Annotated in this window: 17 protein-coding genes and 1 riboswitch; of the genes, 2 read left to right on the top strand and 15 right to left on the bottom strand. The window is 62.6% G+C overall.

Translation table 11 applies throughout. The annotated features are described in order from the left end of the window. Positions 1-45 precede the first annotated feature (45 nt). The 10 genes from AC1Q9F_RS23840 to cobO all read right to left on the bottom strand — a co-directional run bounded on the left by AC1Q9F_RS23840 (position 46) and on the right by cobO (position 8981). Entirely contained in the window at positions 46-777 is a 732-nt protein-coding gene (locus AC1Q9F_RS23840; protein WP_492620982.1) for an adenosylcobinamide-GDP ribazoletransferase, read from the bottom strand. Between the two features lies 1 nt (position 778). Continuing rightward, entirely contained in the window at positions 779-1354 is a 576-nt protein-coding gene (gene cobC / locus AC1Q9F_RS23835) for an alpha-ribazole phosphatase family protein (protein ID WP_492620983.1), read from the bottom strand. Beyond that, positions 1351-2406 carry a nicotinate-nucleotide--dimethylbenzimidazole phosphoribosyltransferase gene (gene cobT / locus AC1Q9F_RS23830; RefSeq protein ID WP_492620984.1) on the bottom strand — a complete coding sequence of 352 codons (1056 nt, stop codon included), beginning with the start codon at positions 2404-2406 and terminating at the stop codon, positions 1351-1353. Before cobT ends, cobC begins: the two co-directional genes overlap by 4 nt. Continuing rightward, positions 2403-2924 carry a bifunctional adenosylcobinamide kinase/adenosylcobinamide-phosphate guanylyltransferase gene (gene cobU / locus AC1Q9F_RS23825; RefSeq protein WP_492620985.1) on the bottom strand — a complete coding sequence of 174 codons (522 nt, stop codon included), beginning with the start codon at positions 2922-2924 and terminating at the stop codon, positions 2403-2405. The genes cobT and cobU overlap by 4 nt, the downstream gene beginning before the upstream one ends. 99 nt (positions 2925-3023) lie before the next feature. Further along, positions 3024-4526: a cobyric acid synthase gene (locus tag AC1Q9F_RS23820; RefSeq protein ID WP_492620986.1), complete on the bottom strand. Its 1503-nt coding sequence runs from the start codon at positions 4524-4526 to the stop codon at positions 3024-3026. Then, complete coding sequence (cobD, locus tag AC1Q9F_RS23815; RefSeq protein WP_492620987.1) at positions 4523-5533, bottom strand: threonine-phosphate decarboxylase CobD; 1011 nt, start codon at positions 5531-5533, stop codon at positions 4523-4525. Before cobD ends, AC1Q9F_RS23820 begins: the two co-directional genes overlap by 4 nt. After that, complete coding sequence (gene cbiB / locus AC1Q9F_RS23810) at positions 5526-6434, bottom strand: adenosylcobinamide-phosphate synthase CbiB (protein ID WP_492620988.1); 909 nt, start codon at positions 6432-6434, stop codon at positions 5526-5528. The genes cobD and cbiB overlap by 8 nt, the downstream gene beginning before the upstream one ends. Beyond that, positions 6431-7081 (bottom strand): 5,6-dimethylbenzimidazole synthase, encoded by a 651-nt coding sequence (gene bluB, locus AC1Q9F_RS23805; protein WP_085608843.1) that lies wholly within the window; start codon positions 7079-7081, stop codon positions 6431-6433. Before bluB ends, cbiB begins: the two co-directional genes overlap by 4 nt. After that, entirely contained in the window at positions 7078-8373 is a 1296-nt protein-coding gene (locus tag AC1Q9F_RS23800) for a cobyrinic acid a,c-diamide synthase CobB (RefSeq protein ID WP_492620989.1), read from the bottom strand. Before AC1Q9F_RS23800 ends, bluB begins: the two co-directional genes overlap by 4 nt. Beyond that, positions 8370-8981: a cob(I)yrinic acid a,c-diamide adenosyltransferase gene (gene cobO / locus AC1Q9F_RS23795; RefSeq protein ID WP_007950401.1), complete on the bottom strand. Its 612-nt coding sequence runs from the start codon at positions 8979-8981 to the stop codon at positions 8370-8372. The genes AC1Q9F_RS23800 and cobO overlap by 4 nt, the downstream gene beginning before the upstream one ends. 81 nt (positions 8982-9062) lie before the next feature. After that, positions 9063-9288, bottom strand: a riboswitch (cobalamin riboswitch). 166 nt (positions 9289-9454) lie between these two features. Here cobO and AC1Q9F_RS23790 point away from each other — a divergent pair. Both AC1Q9F_RS23790 and AC1Q9F_RS23785 read left to right on the top strand, forming a co-directional pair. Then, entirely contained in the window at positions 9455-10039 is a 585-nt protein-coding gene (locus AC1Q9F_RS23790) for a hypothetical protein (RefSeq protein WP_115077050.1), read from the top strand. 65 nt (positions 10040-10104) lie between these two features. Then, positions 10105-11418: a PQQ-dependent sugar dehydrogenase gene (locus tag AC1Q9F_RS23785; RefSeq protein ID WP_207985456.1), complete on the top strand. Its 1314-nt coding sequence runs from the start codon at positions 10105-10107 to the stop codon at positions 11416-11418. A gap of 63 nt (positions 11419-11481) precedes the next feature. On the opposite strand, the gene AC1Q9F_RS23780 is transcribed toward AC1Q9F_RS23785, so the two are convergent. The 5 genes from AC1Q9F_RS23780 to AC1Q9F_RS23760 form a co-directional block, all read right to left on the bottom strand. Further along, a complete protein-coding gene (locus tag AC1Q9F_RS23780; protein ID WP_007950398.1) occupies positions 11482-12018 on the bottom strand; it encodes a C40 family peptidase in 537 nt (178 codons plus the stop codon). Between the two features lie 218 nt (positions 12019-12236). Continuing rightward, positions 12237-12857, bottom strand: coding sequence for a C40 family peptidase (locus AC1Q9F_RS23775; protein WP_007950397.1), 621 nt, complete (start codon positions 12855-12857; stop codon positions 12237-12239). Between the two features lie 214 nt (positions 12858-13071). Further along, positions 13072-13776 carry a DnaA regulatory inactivator Hda gene (hda, locus tag AC1Q9F_RS23770; RefSeq protein WP_007950396.1) on the bottom strand — a complete coding sequence of 235 codons (705 nt, stop codon included), beginning with the start codon at positions 13774-13776 and terminating at the stop codon, positions 13072-13074. Between the two features lie 210 nt (positions 13777-13986). Then, entirely contained in the window at positions 13987-15060 is a 1074-nt protein-coding gene (locus AC1Q9F_RS23765; protein ID WP_192564041.1) for an AI-2E family transporter, read from the bottom strand. Positions 15061-15095: 35 nt separating this feature from the next. Next, positions 15096-16154 carry a DUF2066 domain-containing protein gene (locus AC1Q9F_RS23760; RefSeq protein WP_492620990.1) on the bottom strand — a complete coding sequence of 353 codons (1059 nt, stop codon included), beginning with the start codon at positions 16152-16154 and terminating at the stop codon, positions 15096-15098. Positions 16155-16410 lie beyond the last annotated feature (256 nt).

Here is a 16410-nt window from a genome sequence, read left to right as displayed (position 1 = left end):
ATACCCGCGACTGTGTTAAATCAAGTTACAGATCAAAGTTACTTATCAAAACAAGGCCAGCCCGACCAGCACTGACATCTCCAGCAATTCCAGCAACGCACCGGCCGTATCACCGGTGGTTCCACCCAGTCGTCGCACCATCAAATGCCGCAGCCAGATGAACACGACGACCGCCAGCAGCAGCGCCACAACAGCGCTGAATCCGGCGATCACCACACACGCCGTCGCACTCACCGCCAGCACCTGCCAACCCGTCTTGCGCGGCAGATGATCGGCCAGCGCCTGCCCCAATCCACCGGCCCGCACATAGGTTGTGGTGAGGAACAGTGCGAGTAGCGCCGCTCGCCCGATCAGCGGCACGATGATCAATGCCATGCCCTGCTGCTGTTCGATCAAGGCCAGCAACGCGGCGAACTTGAGCAGCAACACCAGCACCAGCGTCACCACCGCGATCGGCCCGCTGCGCGGATCCTTCATGATCGTCAGCGTACGCTCGCGATCACCGAAACCGCCGAGCCACGCATCGGCGCTGTCCGCCAGGCCATCGAGGTGCAACGCGCCGCTGAGCAGCACCCACACCGTCAGCAACAGCGCCGCGTGCAACAGCAATGGTGCGCCCGCCAGCGCAATGTTCAGCGCCCAGAGAATCACACCGAACAGCAAGCCCACCAGCGGATAAAACAGCAACGAGCGCCCGAGCTGTTCAGGCGCCGGCATGCCCGGCAGACGAATCGGCAGGCTGCTGAGAAATTGCAGGGCGATCCACAGGGGCAGCATGTCAGCACATTTCCCTGAGCGAACCGTCGGCCTCGACGATCAGCGAAAACAGCGCGCCGTGAGCGACTTCGACATTGAGCAGTTGTTCGCGAGGCAAACCGCGGGCCCGCGCCAGCAGCAGACGCATGACGCCGCCATGACTGATCAGCAACACCCGCTCACCCGCGTGCGCCGCCTGCAAGCGCATGACCGCCGCCAGCACCCGCGCAGAGAAATCGCTGACCGGCTCACCCTGCGGTGGAGTAAACCCATAGGGATCAGCCCAGAACAGCCCAAGCGCTTCGGCATCGGTTTCCATCAGCGCCGCCGCGCTCTGCCCTTCCCAGGCACCGAAATGCAGCTCTTGCAGATTCTTGTCCAGAGATAACGGCAGATCCCGCTGCGCGCCCAACTCTTCAGCAAACCGCGCGCAACGCTGCAACGGCGAACTGACCAGCCGATCCCACGGGCCCTGCCCGCTCACCGCCTCGCGCATCTGCGCCCAGCCTTTTTCGGTCAGCGCGTCGTCGAGGCTGCCGCGCAGGCCGCCGCCGAGTTCGGTTTCACCGTGGCGCAGCAGATCCAGACGCAAGGTCATGCCGGGCGATCCGCCACCGCGGCTTCGGCGAAGGTCGCCATCTGCCCGTGCAGGTCGCAGGCCAGACGCAACAACGGCACCGCCAGCGCGGCGCCACTGCCCTCGCCCAGACGCAAGCCCAATTCCAGCAGCGGTTCAGCGCCAAGGGTTTCCAGCACATGACGATGCCCCGGCTCGGCCCCCCGATGACCGAACAGCAGCCATTCACGGCAGGCCGGATTCAGCCGCACCGCCACCAGCGCGGCGACCGTGCAGATGAACCCGTCCACCAGCACCGCCACACCTTCCTGAGCACACGCCAGATACGCGCCGACCAAAGCCGCAATCTCAAAGCCGCCGAGATTGAACAGGGTCTGCAACGCATCGCCACGTTGCGCCACATGCAGCGCCAGCGCCCGCTCGATCACCTGCGCCTTGTGGCTGACGCCTTTGGCATTCAGCCCGGTGCCCGGTCCAGTCAAGTGAGCCACCGGGCAATCCAGCAAAGCACAGGCCAGCGCACTGGCGGCCGTGGTGTTGCCGATGCCCATCTCACCGCCGATGAACAATTGCGCGCCCGCCGCTTTCGCGCGCAGCACGCTGTCGCGACCGCCCTGCAAGGCGAGTTCGCCCTGGGCCTGAGTCATCGCCGCGCCCTTGGCGAAATTCGCCGTGCCCGGGCCGATGTTCAGGTGACGCACGCCCGGCAGGTTCAGCGACGGGTTCACAGTGCCCAGATCCACCACTTCCAGCTGCGCGCCGAGTTGCCGCGCCAGCACGCTGATCGCCGCGCCGCCGCTGACGAAGTTCAGCAGCATCTGCCCGGTGACTTCCTGCGGGAACGCAGAAACGCCTTCGGCGACAACGCCATGGTCACCGGCAAAAATTGCGATCCAGACCTGATCCAGTGTTGGCTTGACCTGGCCCTGCAATCCGGCCAGTTGCACCGCCACCGCTTCGAGCTGCCCAAGGGAGCCGGCGGGTTTGGTCAATTGCTGCTGACGCGCCGCCGCGTTTTCAACGGCGTCCGTATCCACCGGTTTGCACGGGTTCAGCCACCAGGCTTGGGTCATAACGCAGGTCCTTTCAAAGTCAGGGGCAGGCCGGCGACCGTCAGGACGACTCGCTGACAACGCTCGGCCAGAGCTTGATGCAGCCAACCGGCTTCATCGACATAGCGGCGAGTCAATTCGCCCAGCGGCACGACACCCATTCCGGTCTCGTTGCTGACAAAAATGATTTCACCCGGCAGCGACGCCAGGCATTCGAGCAGGGATTCGCGTTCGGCGGCGAGGCGTTCGGCGTCATCGAGCATCAGCAGATTGGTCAGCCACAGCGTCAGGCAATCCACCAGCAGGCAGCGCTCGGGGCCGGCGGTTTCGCGCAGTACACGGGCCAGTTCCAGCGGCTCTTCGATCAACGCCCATTCGGCGGGACGGCGGGCGCGATGATGGGCGACGCGCTCATTCATCTCGCCGTCCAGCGGCTGGCTGGTGGCGATGTAGGTCACGGCCAGTGCGCTGTCAGTGGCGAGTTTTTCGGCCAGACGACTTTTGCCGGAACGAGCGCCGCCTAGGATCAGTTGGAGCATGGAGGCATCCTGAAAAAAATTCGTTGAGACAACTGGCCTCTTCGCGGGCAAGCCCGCTCCCACAATGGATTTAGGCCAAACATGGCATTTGAGTACACCTCAGCACCCTGTGGGAGCGGGCTTGCCCGCGAAGAGGTCATCACATCCAGCCTGGATGCCACAGAGTTCACACAACAGATCGGTATCGAGATGCTTCTCCACCAGATCCGCCAAGCGCTCGATATCGCGTTCGCGCAGGCCGTGGTAATCCACTTCCTGCACATCATCCAGACCGGCCCAGCGCAACAGCGCCGCACTGGCCGCCGGCGATTCGAACAGGCCATGCAGGTAGGTGCCGAAAATCTGCCCGTCGAGACTTTGCGCGCCGTCGCAACGATCATCGTCCAGATGCACAGCAGCATTTTCCAGCGCAGATCCCGTCGTCACGCCGGCATGAATTTCATAACCGCTGACCTCAGCGTCTTCCAGCGCCAGACGCCCGCGCACATTGCGCAACTGTTTCTCGGCTTCGAGCTGTGTTTCAAAGGCCAGCAGCCCGAGACCGGCGCTGGAACCCGGCGCGCCTTCCAAGCCCAGCGGATCGTGGACCTGCTCGCCGAGCATTTGCAGACCACCGCAGATTCCCAGCAGCTTGCCGCCGTAACGGAGGTGACGTCTGATGGCGGTTTCCCAGCCATTGGCGCGCAGATACGCAAGGTCGCTGCGCACGCTTTTCGAGCCCGGCAGGATGATCAGATCGGCCGGCGGAATCGCTTGGCCCGGGCCGATGAATTGCAGATCCACCTGCGGATGCAAACGCAGTGGATCGAAATCGGTGTGATTGCTGATGCGCGGCAGCACCGGCACCACCACTTTCAGGACTTGCTCGACCTTATCGGTCTGGCGCTGGTCGATGCCGTCCTCGGCCTCCAGATGCAGGTCCATCACGTACGGCAGCACGCCCACCACCGGTTTGCCGGTGCGTTGCTCCAGCCAGTCGAGGCCCGGTTGCAACAAGGCGATGTCACCGCGAAAGCGGTTGATGATGAAGCCTTTGACTCGCGCCTGTTCGCTCGGCGACAGCAGTTCCAGCGTGCCCACCAGATGGGCAAACACGCCGCCACGATTGATGTCGGCGATCAGCAGCACCGGGCAATCCACCGTTTCGGCGAAGCCCATGTTGGCGATGTCGCCGGCGCGCAGATTGATCTCTGCCGGCGAGCCCGCGCCTTCGACCATCACCAGCGGATAGGCGGCGCTCAAGCGCTCGTGGGAAGCGAGCACTGCCTGCATGGCGATGGCTTTGTAGTCGTGATAGGCGACGGCGTTCATGCTGGTGACCGCGCGGCCATGAATGATGACCTGGGCGCCGGTGTCGCTGTTGGGTTTGAGCAGCACCGGGTTCATGTCGGTGTGCGGCTCGAGAAACGCCGCTTGAGCCTGCACCGCTTGCGCGCGGCCGATCTCGCCGCCGTCGGCAGTCACCGCGCTGTTGAGCGCCATGTTCTGCGGCTTGAACGGCACCACGGCAACGCCCTGACGGGTCGCCCAGCGGCACAGCGCCGTCACCAGCGTGCTTTTGCCGGCGTCGGAGGTGGTGCCCTGCACCATTAAAGTGGTCATGCTGGTTTGTTTTCCATAGAGCGTTGCAGGGCGAATGTTTGCAGGGCTTGCTCAAGGCGCGCCTCGTCGGCGGCATCGGCGGGCAGCCCGAAACGCAGGCTGCTGTTGTGCGCGAACAGGCGCAGGAGAATGCCGCGACGAGCCATGAAATCGTGCAACGCGGCGGCCTGTTCGGTGATCAGCCACTGAAACAGCGCGCAGCCTCCCTGCGGTTTGAAACCAGAACGTTCGAGCAGCGCAGCCAGCCGCTCGCTGGCCTCATCGCTGCGGATCCGCTGGCGGGTGTGTCCTTCGGTGTCACGCAGACAGGCCTGGCCGAGTACTCGGGTCGGCCCGCTGACGGCCCAGGGCCCGACCTGTTCGGCCAGCAACCGGAGCAACTTGCGCTCGGCCAGCACGAAGCCCAGCCGCACACCGGCCAGACCGAAAAACTTGCCGAACGAGCGCAGCACGATCAACCCCACTTGATGCGCATGCGGGGCGAGACTCAGCTGCGGCGTGTTGTCCATGAACGCTTCGTCGACCACCAGCCAGCCGCCGCGCTGGGCCAGCCGCGCATGCCAGTCGAGCAGGCGCGCCGGGGTCAGGTTCAGGCCCGTTGGATTGTTCGGATTGACCACCACCAGCACGTCGAGGCTGTCGAGAAAAAAGTCGACTTCTTGCTCTAGCACTTCACGCACGATATAGCCGCTGCGCCGCCAGGCTTCGGCATGCTCGGCATAACACGGCGACAGCACGCCGACCTTGCCGGCCCGGCGCAATCGCGGCAGTAGCTGAATGGCCATCTGCGAACCGGCTACCGGCAGCACTTGGCTGGCGCCGTAGTAATCGCAGGCGGCCTGCTCCAGACCGTCATCGTTTTCCGGCAAACGCGCCCAGGCCCGCAACGGAATCTCCGGGACCGGAAACGGCCACGGCGCAAGCCCCGTGGACAGGTCGAGCCAGTCTTCTTCCGCGATGCCGTATTCGAGCGCCGCCCTGCGCAACCGGCCACCGTGCTCAAGCATAGAATTCAGCCCCCACGCAGAGAATCAGCAGCCATAACCATACCCCGCGCTGGACCAATTGCCAGCCGCGATCAATGGAATCGGCATCCGCCGGCACGCCCTCGCCCAGTTGCGGACGCTCGTGCAGCTCGCCGTGGTAAATCGCCGGGCCACCCAGTTCGACGCCCAAGGCACCCGCGCCGGCGGCCATCACCGGGCCGGCGTTCGGGCTGTCCCATTTCGGCGCCTGGGTGCGCCAGCATTTCAGTGCGAGTCGGGTTTTGCCCAGCAGCGCGTAGGTCAACGCCACCAGCCGCGCAGGAATGTAGTTGAGGACGTCGTCGATTTTTGCCGCCGCCCAGCCGAAACGCTCGAAGCGTTCGTTGCGATAGCCCCACATCGCGTCGAGCGTATTGCTCAGACGATAGAGCACCACGCCCGGCGCACCGGCCACGGCAAACCAGAACAGCGCAGCGAACACCGCATCGCTGCCGTTTTCCAGCACCGATTCGGTGGCGGCGCGGGCGACGGCGGTGCTGTCCAGCTCATCGGTCTGACGGCTGACCAGATAACCCACACGCTTGCGCGCCTCTTCCAGGTCATCGGCGCGCAAGGCCTTGGCGACCGGCTCGACGTGCTCACCCAGGCTGCGCATGCCGAGGGCGCAATACAGCGCAACAATCTCGACGATCCAGCCCACGTAAGGCGCCCAGGAAAACGCCGTGGCCAGCAGGGTCAGCGGCAACACCGCAATCACCCACGCGGTGACGCCATGGCTGCGCCAGCCGCGACCACCGGCGTTGAAACGTTGCTCGATACGCCCGGCAAAATTGCCGAACGCCACCAGCGGATGCCAGCGTTTCGGTTCACCCAGCAGCGCATCCAGCGCAACCGCGGCGACACTCAACAACGCCACACTCATTGACTCACTCCCCAAAAATTTTCATACAGCAGCTCATTGAGCGGACGCGCCTGCGCCCACCCTTCGAGTACCAGCATCGGTGCTGGATAGAATTCCTTGACCGGCCCCAGACAAAGCACCGCCAGCGGCTTGGCCCCGGCCGGCAGTTTCAGCAGATCGGCCAACGCCTGCGGTTCGAACAGCGACACCCAGCCCATGCCCAGGCCTTCGGCACGCGCGGCGAGCCACAGGTTCTGGATTGCGCAGGACAGCGACGCCATGTCCATTTCCGGCAGCGTGCGACGGCCGAAAATATGCCGCTCGCGATCGTCCATCAACGCGGCAACCAGCACTTCGGCGCAGTCGTTGATGCCTTCGACCTTGAGCTTCATGAATTCGTCGCTGCGTTCGCCGAGGGCTTCGGCGGTGCGCACACGTTCTTCTTCAACAAGGTTCTGGATCTGGCCACGTAGCGCGCGGTCGCTGATACGGATGAAGCGCCACGGCTGCATCAAGCCGACGCTCGGTGCCTGATGCGCGGCTTCAAGCAAGCGGCGCAGCAATTCCGGCTCGACCGCGCCACCGCTGAAGTGACGCATGTCACGGCGTTCGGCGATGGCGCGGTAGACCGCTTCGCGCTCGGCGTCAGTGAAGGCGTTGTCGGTCATGGCACCAACAGTGCGGCAATCGCCGACGGATTCGACGGGAAATAGAAATGCACGTACGAGGCGGTCATCCGCCCTTCCCGATACACCGCTTCCGCGCCGCGACCGCCGTTGGGGCTGTGGCCACGGGCAATCGGCGTCAGTTCGGTGGTGGTCAGGGAATGGTGATAGGTGTGGCCGCGCAACAGGCCTTCCGGCAGGTCGACCTCTTGCAGCGCCAGTGCGGCGAGGCGCTTTTGCATCACCGCATCGCCACTCAACAGGCCGACCAAATCAGCGCGGGTGCCTTCGACATCGGTCAACGAGTCGAGCAGGTACAGCATACCGCCACATTCGGCGAGCAGCGGTTTGCCGGCCGCATGATGCGCGCGGATCGCTTTGAGCATGTCGGCGTTCTGCGACAAGGCAACGTGGTGCAATTCCGGATAGCCGCCGGGCAGGTACAAACTGTCGGCGTCGGGCAATTGCGTATCGCGGATCGGCGAGAAGAAACTCAACTCGGCGCCCATCGCCCGAAGCAAGTCGAGACTGGCACCGTAGGTAAAGGCGAAGGCTTCGTCGCGGGCGACGGCAATTCGCACGCCGTCGAGCAGTTTTTCGGTCTCAACGATTTCAGGCGCGGCGAATTCCACGGCCGGTGGCAGCGCTACCTCGCAAGTGCCGGCCAGCGCTTCGGCAGCGGCGTCGAGGCGCACGTCGAGGTCATTGAGTTCGCTTGCCTGCACCAGACCGAGATGGCGGCTCGGCAGTTCGATTCCAGTTTCCCGGGACAACGCGCCGTACCAGCGCAGGCCTTCGGTGAGGCTGCCTTCCAGCAATTGCGCATGGCGCACGGTGCCGACGCGGTTGGCCAGCACGCCAGCAAACGGCAAGTCCGGCTGATAGCGCGCCAGTCCCAGCGCCAGTGCGCCGAAGGTCTGCGCCATGGCCGTGCCGTCGATCACGCCGAGCACCGGCACGCCGAAATGCCGGGCCAGGTCGGCGCTCGATGGCGTGCCGTCGAACAGGCCCATCACGCCTTCGATCAGAATCAGATCGGCTTCGGCGGCGGCTTCCCACAACAGGCGACGACTTTCCTGCTCGCCGACCATCCACATGTCCAGTTGATAGACCGGCGCACCGCTGGCGCGCTCGAGGATCATCGGGTCGAGAAAGTCCGGGCCGCATTTGAATACGCGGACCTTGCGCCCCTGATTGCGATGCAGACGGGCCAGTGCGGCGGTGACGGTGGTCTTGCCCTGACCGGAGGCCGGCGCGGCGATCAGTACCGCCGGGCAGTGACGTGGTTGATTCAAAGTTCGACGCCTTTCTGCGCTTTGATGCCGGCCTGGAAGGCGTGCTTGATCATGCCCATTTCGGTGACGGTGTCGCCCATCTCGATCATTTCCGGCTTGGCGGCGCGACCGGTGACGATCACGTGCTGCATCGGTGGACGCGCCTGCAGATCGCTGAGCACCTGATCCAGATCGAGGTAACCGTGCTTGAGGGCGATGTTCAGTTCATCGAGCACCACCAGACCGATCGACGGATCGCGCAGCAGCTCGCGGGAAACTTCCCAGGCCGCTTCGGCGGCGGCGATGTCGCGCTGACGATCCTGAGTTTCCCAGGTGAAACCCTCGCCCATCACATGAAAACGTACCTGCTCGGGGAAGCGGCGGAAGAACAGCTCTTCGCCGGTGCTGTTGCGGCCCTTGATGAACTGCACCACGCCGCACTGCATGCCGTGGCCCATGGCGCGGGCGAGCATGCCGAATGCCGAGCTGCTTTTGCCTTTGCCGTTGCCGGTCAGCACCAGCACCAGGCCGCATTCGTCTGGCGAATTGGCGATGCGTTCGTCGATGACGGCTTTTTTGCGCTGCATGCGCGCCAGGTGGCGCTCGTCGCGTTCGGGGGAATCAGTCATGGGGAAGCTCTCCGTTGAGGCTGGATAACGGCGGGCAGGCACAAGAATAGACGGCAACAAGCCTGGCATCGCCCACCGTGATGCCGCTGGATGGATCAGGCCGGTCTCCGGGCTCATGAGCGGCTTGCGCCTGGCTGCGCGCCTTCCCGCTTTTACGCAGTGGCATCAGACGCAGCTTTTACTCATTTACCGTTGCGGGGGCAGCGCCGGGTTCGTGAGGGTTCATCGCTTGATGACCCGCCTCACCGGCTTCCCTGTTTCACTCTGTCGACATGCGCCACAGAGCACCTGAAACAAGCCGCGAAGGTTAGAGGGTTGGGGGTGGAGCGTCAATTGAAGAGGGGCTTGTGCGGCGAATAACTGCCGCCGATCAATTAACTGACGCCAATCTTGTGCCACACTGTCATGAGTGATATCAAAGAGCCATGCTTTTTGACTGCAGAGAGCACATCACAATAACAAGGGAGAGCACCATGCAAGGCATGATCATCAGCAATCCGCGGCTGGAATTCCTGCGCCCGGTGCTGGAACGCTGGTTTGACTGTATCGACCGCTACAACGCCGTGCGCGGCGACAATGACACACCTTACTGGCACGACGAAAAAGCCAACCTCGGCCTGCTGTCGGCCGCTGCGTGGATGGCCGAACTGGTCACCCTGCGCGACACCGCCACCCGCAAACAAAACGAAGAAGGCGAGCGCAACGCTCGCGCCGACCTGTTTATCGCTGGCGCCGAGGATCGCGCCTTCATTCAGGCCACCCAACGCTGGCCACGCGTCACCAGCCTGAATCTGACGCAGGCCCTGGTAGATATCACCAGCGATGCCAAGCGCATCAGCTACGCCAGCGACCTGAAACTCGGCTGCCTGTTCGTCGCCCCGCAAAAGGCCCAGCACAGCGCCAGCCCGGAAGAACTGCAGGACATGGTCGACGACCTGCAAAAGGAACACACCTGCGCCGTCGCCTGGTATTTCCCCTACGCCTATCGCAAATTGCGCAGCGAAGCCGGCAACTATCACCCCGGCATTGCCGTGCTGTTCAAGGAAGCCCGCGGCTGAGGGTTGAACCATCGGGCTTGTGCGCTTCTCTATGATTAAGAATGCATTCATAGGGAAGATCAGCAATGCGCAAGCCCCAGCTCGTTTTCGTCATCGTGCTCGCCGGAGGGCTCGCCGCCTGTGGTGAATCCTCCAGCCTGCAAGTCTCCGACGGCACTGGCCCGTCACCCCGATTGCCCGAACCGAACAAGACCCTGATCCCGACGGTGAACATCGCCCCGGCCATCGGCTGGCCGGCCGGCGCCAAACCGACGGCAGCGGCAGGCACGCAGGTGGCGGCGTTTGCCGAAAATCTCGATCACCCGCGCTGGCTGTATGTGCTGCCCAACGGTGACGTGCTGGTGGCGGAAACCAACGCCCCGCCCAAACCCGACGACAGCAAGGGCATTCGTGGCTGGGTGATGAAAAAAGTCATGGGCCGTGCCGGTGCCGGCGTTCCCAGCCCGAACCGCATCACTCTGCTGCGCGATGCCGATCATGACGGCGTGGCCGAAACCCGCACGGTGTTCCTGCAGAACCTCAACTCGCCGTTCGGCATGACCCTGGTCGGCAACGATCTGTACGTGGCCGATACCGATCGCCTGCTGCGCTTTAACTACGAACCCGGCGCGACCGAAATCAAGAGCCAGCCAATCAAGGTCGTCGACCTGCCGGGCGGCACGCTCAACCATCACTGGACCAAGAACGTCATCGCCAGCAAGGACGGCAGCAAGCTGTACGTTACCGTCGGCTCGAACAGCAACGTCGGCGAAAACGGCCTCGATCAGGAAGAAGGCCGCGCAGCGATCTGGGAAGTGGACCGCGCGACCGGCAACCATCGAATCTTCGCCTCGGGTATACGTAACCCCAACGGCCTGGCCTGGGAGCCGCAAACCGGCGCACTGTGGACCGCCGTGAACGAGCGCGACGAAATTGGCAGCGACCTGGTGCCGGACTACATCACTTCGGTCAAGGACGGGGGTTTCTATGGCTGGCCGTTCAGCTACTACGGCCAGCACATCGACGTGCGCGTCGAACCACAGCGGCCGGACATGGTGGCCAAGGCCATCGCTCCCGACTACGCCGTCGGCCCGCACACCGCGTCACTGGGCCTGACCTTCGCCGAAGGCAATCGTCTGCCGGCACAGTTCAAGGAAGGCGCATTCATCGGGCAGCACGGCTCGTGGAACCGCAAACCGCACAGTGGCTATAAGGTAATCTTCGTACCGTTCGCCGCTGGCAAACCGAGCGGCACGCCAGTGGACGTGCTGACCGGATTCCTCGACAAGGACGAGAACGCGCTGGGCCGTCCGGTCGGCGTGGTGATCGATCAGCAAGGTGGATTGCTGGTCGCCGATGACGTGGGGAACAAGGTGTGGCGGGTTTCAGCGACCCGTTAATCTGTTGCAGGCATAAAAAAACCGTGGGAGCCATTCAGCTCCCACGGTTTTTATGTATCTGGATTACGGGTTATGCGCCAGGTGCTCCGGCTGCAGAACACGCTTGGCGCTCAGATAGGCTTTCTGCCAATACGCCTTCGACAGGCTGTCCAGCTTCACCGTGCCGCCAGTGGCCGGCGCATGAACGAAGCGGCCTTCCCCGACGTAGATCCCCGCATGGCTGACCTGTGAACCGCCATTGGTGGCGAAGAAGATCAGGTCGCCGGTTTGCAGGCCTTCTTTGCCGACGTTCGGCGCCTGCATGACGATCATCTCGCGGGTTGAACGCGGCAGGCTGATGCCGGCAGCATCGCGGTAGACGAAGCCGATCAGACCGCTGCAATCAAATCCGGAATCTGGTGTATTGCCGCCCCAACGATAAGGTGTGCCCACCAGCCCAAGCGCGCGGAACAGCACGTCTTCGGCAGCGGGTGAAAAGGCTTGGGAGGATCCGAATACGATCGGAGCGCGAACCACCGGCGCAGGCGGCGGAGTGCGACTGGCGCAGCCACTGAGCAGCGCTGCGAAGAACATCAAGGCAAAGCGGGCCGACATCGTCATATGCAGAACATCCTGATCTGGCTGAGGCTTTGACTGCCGATTCGACAGAAAACAAAACCGCCTGCGTTGGGACGCAGGCGGTTTGCCATCAATATAGATCAGGATTCTAGCGGCTACGCGGCAAACTTCAAGTAAGACTTTAACTTCACCTTGTAAAGTTTAAGTCTATTGCCCCTGAAGGACCGCTTGTCGCCACGAGCGTGGCGACAAAGACGTGATTACTTGCGAGCGGTAACCACGGTTGGAGCGTTCGCCAAAGCGCGTTTGGCTTCGATGAAGGTCTTGCTCCAGTAGCTGTCGCCCAGGCTGTCGATGCGAACACCGCCGCTGCGACGAGAGCTGGAATGAATGAACTGGTTGTCGCCCAGGTAGATCCCGGCGTGGCTTACACGACCGCGACGACCATTGGTGGCGAAGAACAGCAGGTCGCCCGGCTCAAGATTGCTGCGCGAAACCAGCGGCGCATCCACGTTGATCATTTCGCGGGTGGAGCGCGGCAGGTTCATGCCGGCTTCTTCGCGGAACAGGTAGCCGATGAAACCGCTGCAATCGAAACCGGCTTCAGAGGTACCGCCGAAACGGTAACGGGTACCGATCAGGGACATGCCGCGTTCGAGGATGCTGTCGGCCAGAACCGGAAGCTGGTAAGGCTTCTTGCCGTTGAAGTCGGCGAGTTCTTTTTCGGTGTCCAGCTCTTCCTGGTAAATAACGGAAGACTGGGCGGTGGCAGAATTTTTAGCCTGTTGTTGCTGCTCTTGATTAACAGGTGAATGAGCAGCGCAACCGAACAACAGGGTGACGAGTGCGAGAGGCACGAGGGGTGCGAAGCGCTTTAGCATGGGCACGACCGTGGCTGATAGTTGTAAAGAAGCCGAGACTATGCCCGCTATCAGCCTCATTTGCAAATTCAATCGATCTTTTTGTGACTTCTCGGTTTCTCGTTAACATCTAAGCGCTTAAGCCTATTTGAATCGAGACGCGGCCTGTGCAACCCACAGGAAAGCGGGTTTTCTGGCGCCTGAAATATGCCGAAACCGGCTGAAAGCCCCGGTTTTACCAGCCCAGGGTTTCTTTCAGGAAGGGAATGGTCAGCTTGCGCTGAGCCTGCAAAGAGGCCTGATCGAGCTGCTCCAGCAGATCGAAAAGCGCGCTCATGCTGCGGGTACCGCGAGTCAAAATAAAATGCCCGACTTCGTCGGTCAGGTGCAGACCGCGACGGGATGCGCGCAATTGCAGGGCACGCAATTTGTCTTCATCGGAGAGAGGACGCATCTGGAAGATCAGCGCCAGGGTCAGGCGCGATTTCAGGTCGGCGAGTTTGATCGGCAGTTCACGCGGCGAAGTGGACGCCGCAATCAGCAGACGCCGACCACTGTCACGCAGACGGTTGAACAGATGAAACATCGCCTCTTCCCAGTCCGCCTTGCCGGCAATCACCTGCAAGTCATCCAGGCAGACCAGTTCGTACTGTTCGAGGTTGTCGAGGATTTCGATGCCGCGATCCATCAACTCGGCCAGCGGCAGGTACACCGCCGGTTCACCCATCTGCTCGAAGCGCAGGCACGCGGCCTGCAACAGATGTGTACGCCCCACCCCGTGCTTGCCCCACAGATAGATCAGGCTTTCGGTCCAGCCGGCGTCGGCTTCGCATAGACGCTCGACATAGCCGAGTGCAGCGGCATTGGCGCCTGGGTAGTAGTTGATGAAGGTGGCGTCGTCACGCAGACGCACACCTAGGGGCAGCTGAATCGGTTTCATGCTGACTGAACAGTTCCCAAGGAACCGTTAGTGGCCTCTGTGTAAAGTGAGCGAAGTTTATACCCGTGAAGCGGAGCGCACAATGCGACAGACCCCAAGCAAAATCAAAGGTTTGCGTTAACGTGCTGGTTTTATGACAGTTTCTTTGGCGCCATGGCCTGCATGAGACGGGCCAACCCGGCGATCCACCGGGCAGCACGCGCGTCACGATTACAACTCCGGCTCATCCACCCCGCTATAGATGTCGGAATCCTTGTACAGATCGTGGACGTGGCGCACCAGCACCATGATCACCGCCGCTACCGGCAGCGCCAGCAGCACACCGGTGAAGCCGAACAACTCGCCACCGGCCAGAATCGCGAAGATCACGGCCACCGGGTGCAGACCGATCCGGTCCCCCACCAGCAAAGGCGTCAGCACCATGCCTTCCAGGGCCTGACCGACCATGAACACAGCGACGATCCCGATCATCGGGTACAGATCGCCACCGAACTGGAACAACCCGGCAATCAACGCCGCACCGATGCCGATCACGAACCCCATGTATGGAACGATCGCCGCCAGCCCTGCAATCAGACCGATCAACAGGCCCAGTTCCAGCCCGACAATCATCAGGCCGGCCGCGTAGATCACACCCAGCGCCAGCATCACCAGCAACTGCCCGCGCACGAACGCGCCCAGCACTTCATGACACTCACCCGCCAGCGCCACCACGCGCTCCTCTCGATCACGCGGCAACAGGCCGCGGATCTTGGCCATCATCACGTCCCAGTCGCGCAGCAGGTAAAAGCTCACCACCGGGATCAGCACCAGATTCGCCAGCCAGCCGATAAGAGCCAGGCTCGAGGCCGTCGCCTGACTCAGCACCACACCGACGATGTCGGTGGTCTGGCCCATATGCTCGCTGATGGCAGCTTTGACCTTGTCGAACTTCCAGAAGCCGTCCGACAGCCCCAGTTTCGATTGCGCCCATGGCACAGCGGTGTGCTGCAACCAGTCGAGCATTTGCGGCGCCAGTTCATAGAGCCGCAACAATTGCTTGGCGAGCATTGGCACCAGCACCAGCAACAACGCGGTGACGATCAGGGTGAACAACGCGAACACCGTGATCACACCCCAAGTGCGGGACAACCCCAGGCGCTCCAGACGATCAACAAGCGGATCGAACAGATAGGCGAGCAGCAGCGCCACCAGGAACGGCGTGAGAATCGGGTGCAGCAACCAGACAAACGCGCAAAGCAGGAGCACCCCACCGAGCCAGAACCAACGCCGCGTATCGCCCATGTGACACTCCATTGCTTATATATAAGAAAGAAAACCTACCAGCGGAACCGCAAGGACGGCGCTGCTGGTGTCGGTGTCGGCGCAGCAACTGGCGCCTCCCCGGCGACCGCAGGCTGAGGCGCAGCGACCGGAGCCGGCGCCTCGGCAGGCAGTTCCTGCAGCTTCGCCAGCGACAATTGCGCCCGCAACTGATCGGCACTGCCGTTGACCCGATACAGAATGCGATCGGCATCGACACTTTGCAGACGCACGCCGAACGGTTCGAGTAACCGCAGCAGCGCCGCGTAGTGCTCCAGATTCATGCCCTGCACTTCCAGGGTCTGCTGGCCGGACGCGCCCGGTTTGGCCACAAAGCGTGGCGCCAGACGTTCAGTCACCGCCAGCATCACCGCATCGGCCACGGCCGCCTGATCCGCGCCCTGCACGTTGCCCGCCTCTTTTTTATCGCCCAGCCACAATTGCCATTTGGCCTGCCATTGCCCGCTTTCTTCGCGGGCATGCACGGCGAGCAAGGCGTCAGCGTTGTAGCGCTCGGAAGCATTACGCAACGGCGCCGGGTCGGCACCTTCAAGCGCCGGTGCCGTGGCAACCAATTGCTCGCTCAAGTCCGCCAGCGGCAGGCGCAGCGGCAATCCACGGTGCTGGGCGGCGCGGCGCAACGGCGCGGCGCTGGCCTGACCGTCGCCCACCAGGCTCGAACCCTCGGTCGAATCGTTCAGCCACCAGCTCAGGATCGAGGGCCGGTTGGCGCCCCACAGCGCCAGCCCGGCGCGGCGCAACGCCTGCTCGGTGGTGCCCGGATCGAAATCGACTTTCAGCACTTCAGGCGGCCCGGCATCGAAACCGAACTGACTGATGATCTGCTGCGGATCCTTGCGAACCGGCGCCAGCCCCGGATTCTGCGGGGCCTTCGGGTCGCCGGTCAGGCGCAGCACCAGCGTATCCAGCGCAGCCTGGGTCGCGCGATCGCGCTCCTCCGGCGACTGGCCAGTGACCGGTTCGCGCACCTGATAAAGACCTTTGAGATTTTCGGCCTGGGTCGCCAGGCTGATCAGAGACAAGCCACCCACTAACAGCAATTTACAAAAACGCATGGAGAATTCCCGTCGACAAGAGCGGCTGGAACAGGCCGCGTGTACCGTTGTGGCAAGCCTGTGACCACAGGCCGTTGCAAAACATTCACACGCGGTCGGTAAGTTTTTGCACAGTCCTAACGATAGACGGTTCCTTATACAGGCACCCGTGATGTCATCCACAGGGTCAATTGCAAATTTTTTCCATCGATATGCCCCTGCCCGTCGGCGTGAGGATGGCCGCTGCCCCTCAAGCCTGATAAAATCGCGCGCCTTC

Source organism: Pseudomonas sp. GW823-FHT04A03, from assembly GCF_058796615.1.
The sequence above is the reverse complement of the archived record's forward strand: the minus strand, read 5'-3'. Positions and strand labels throughout refer to the sequence as shown.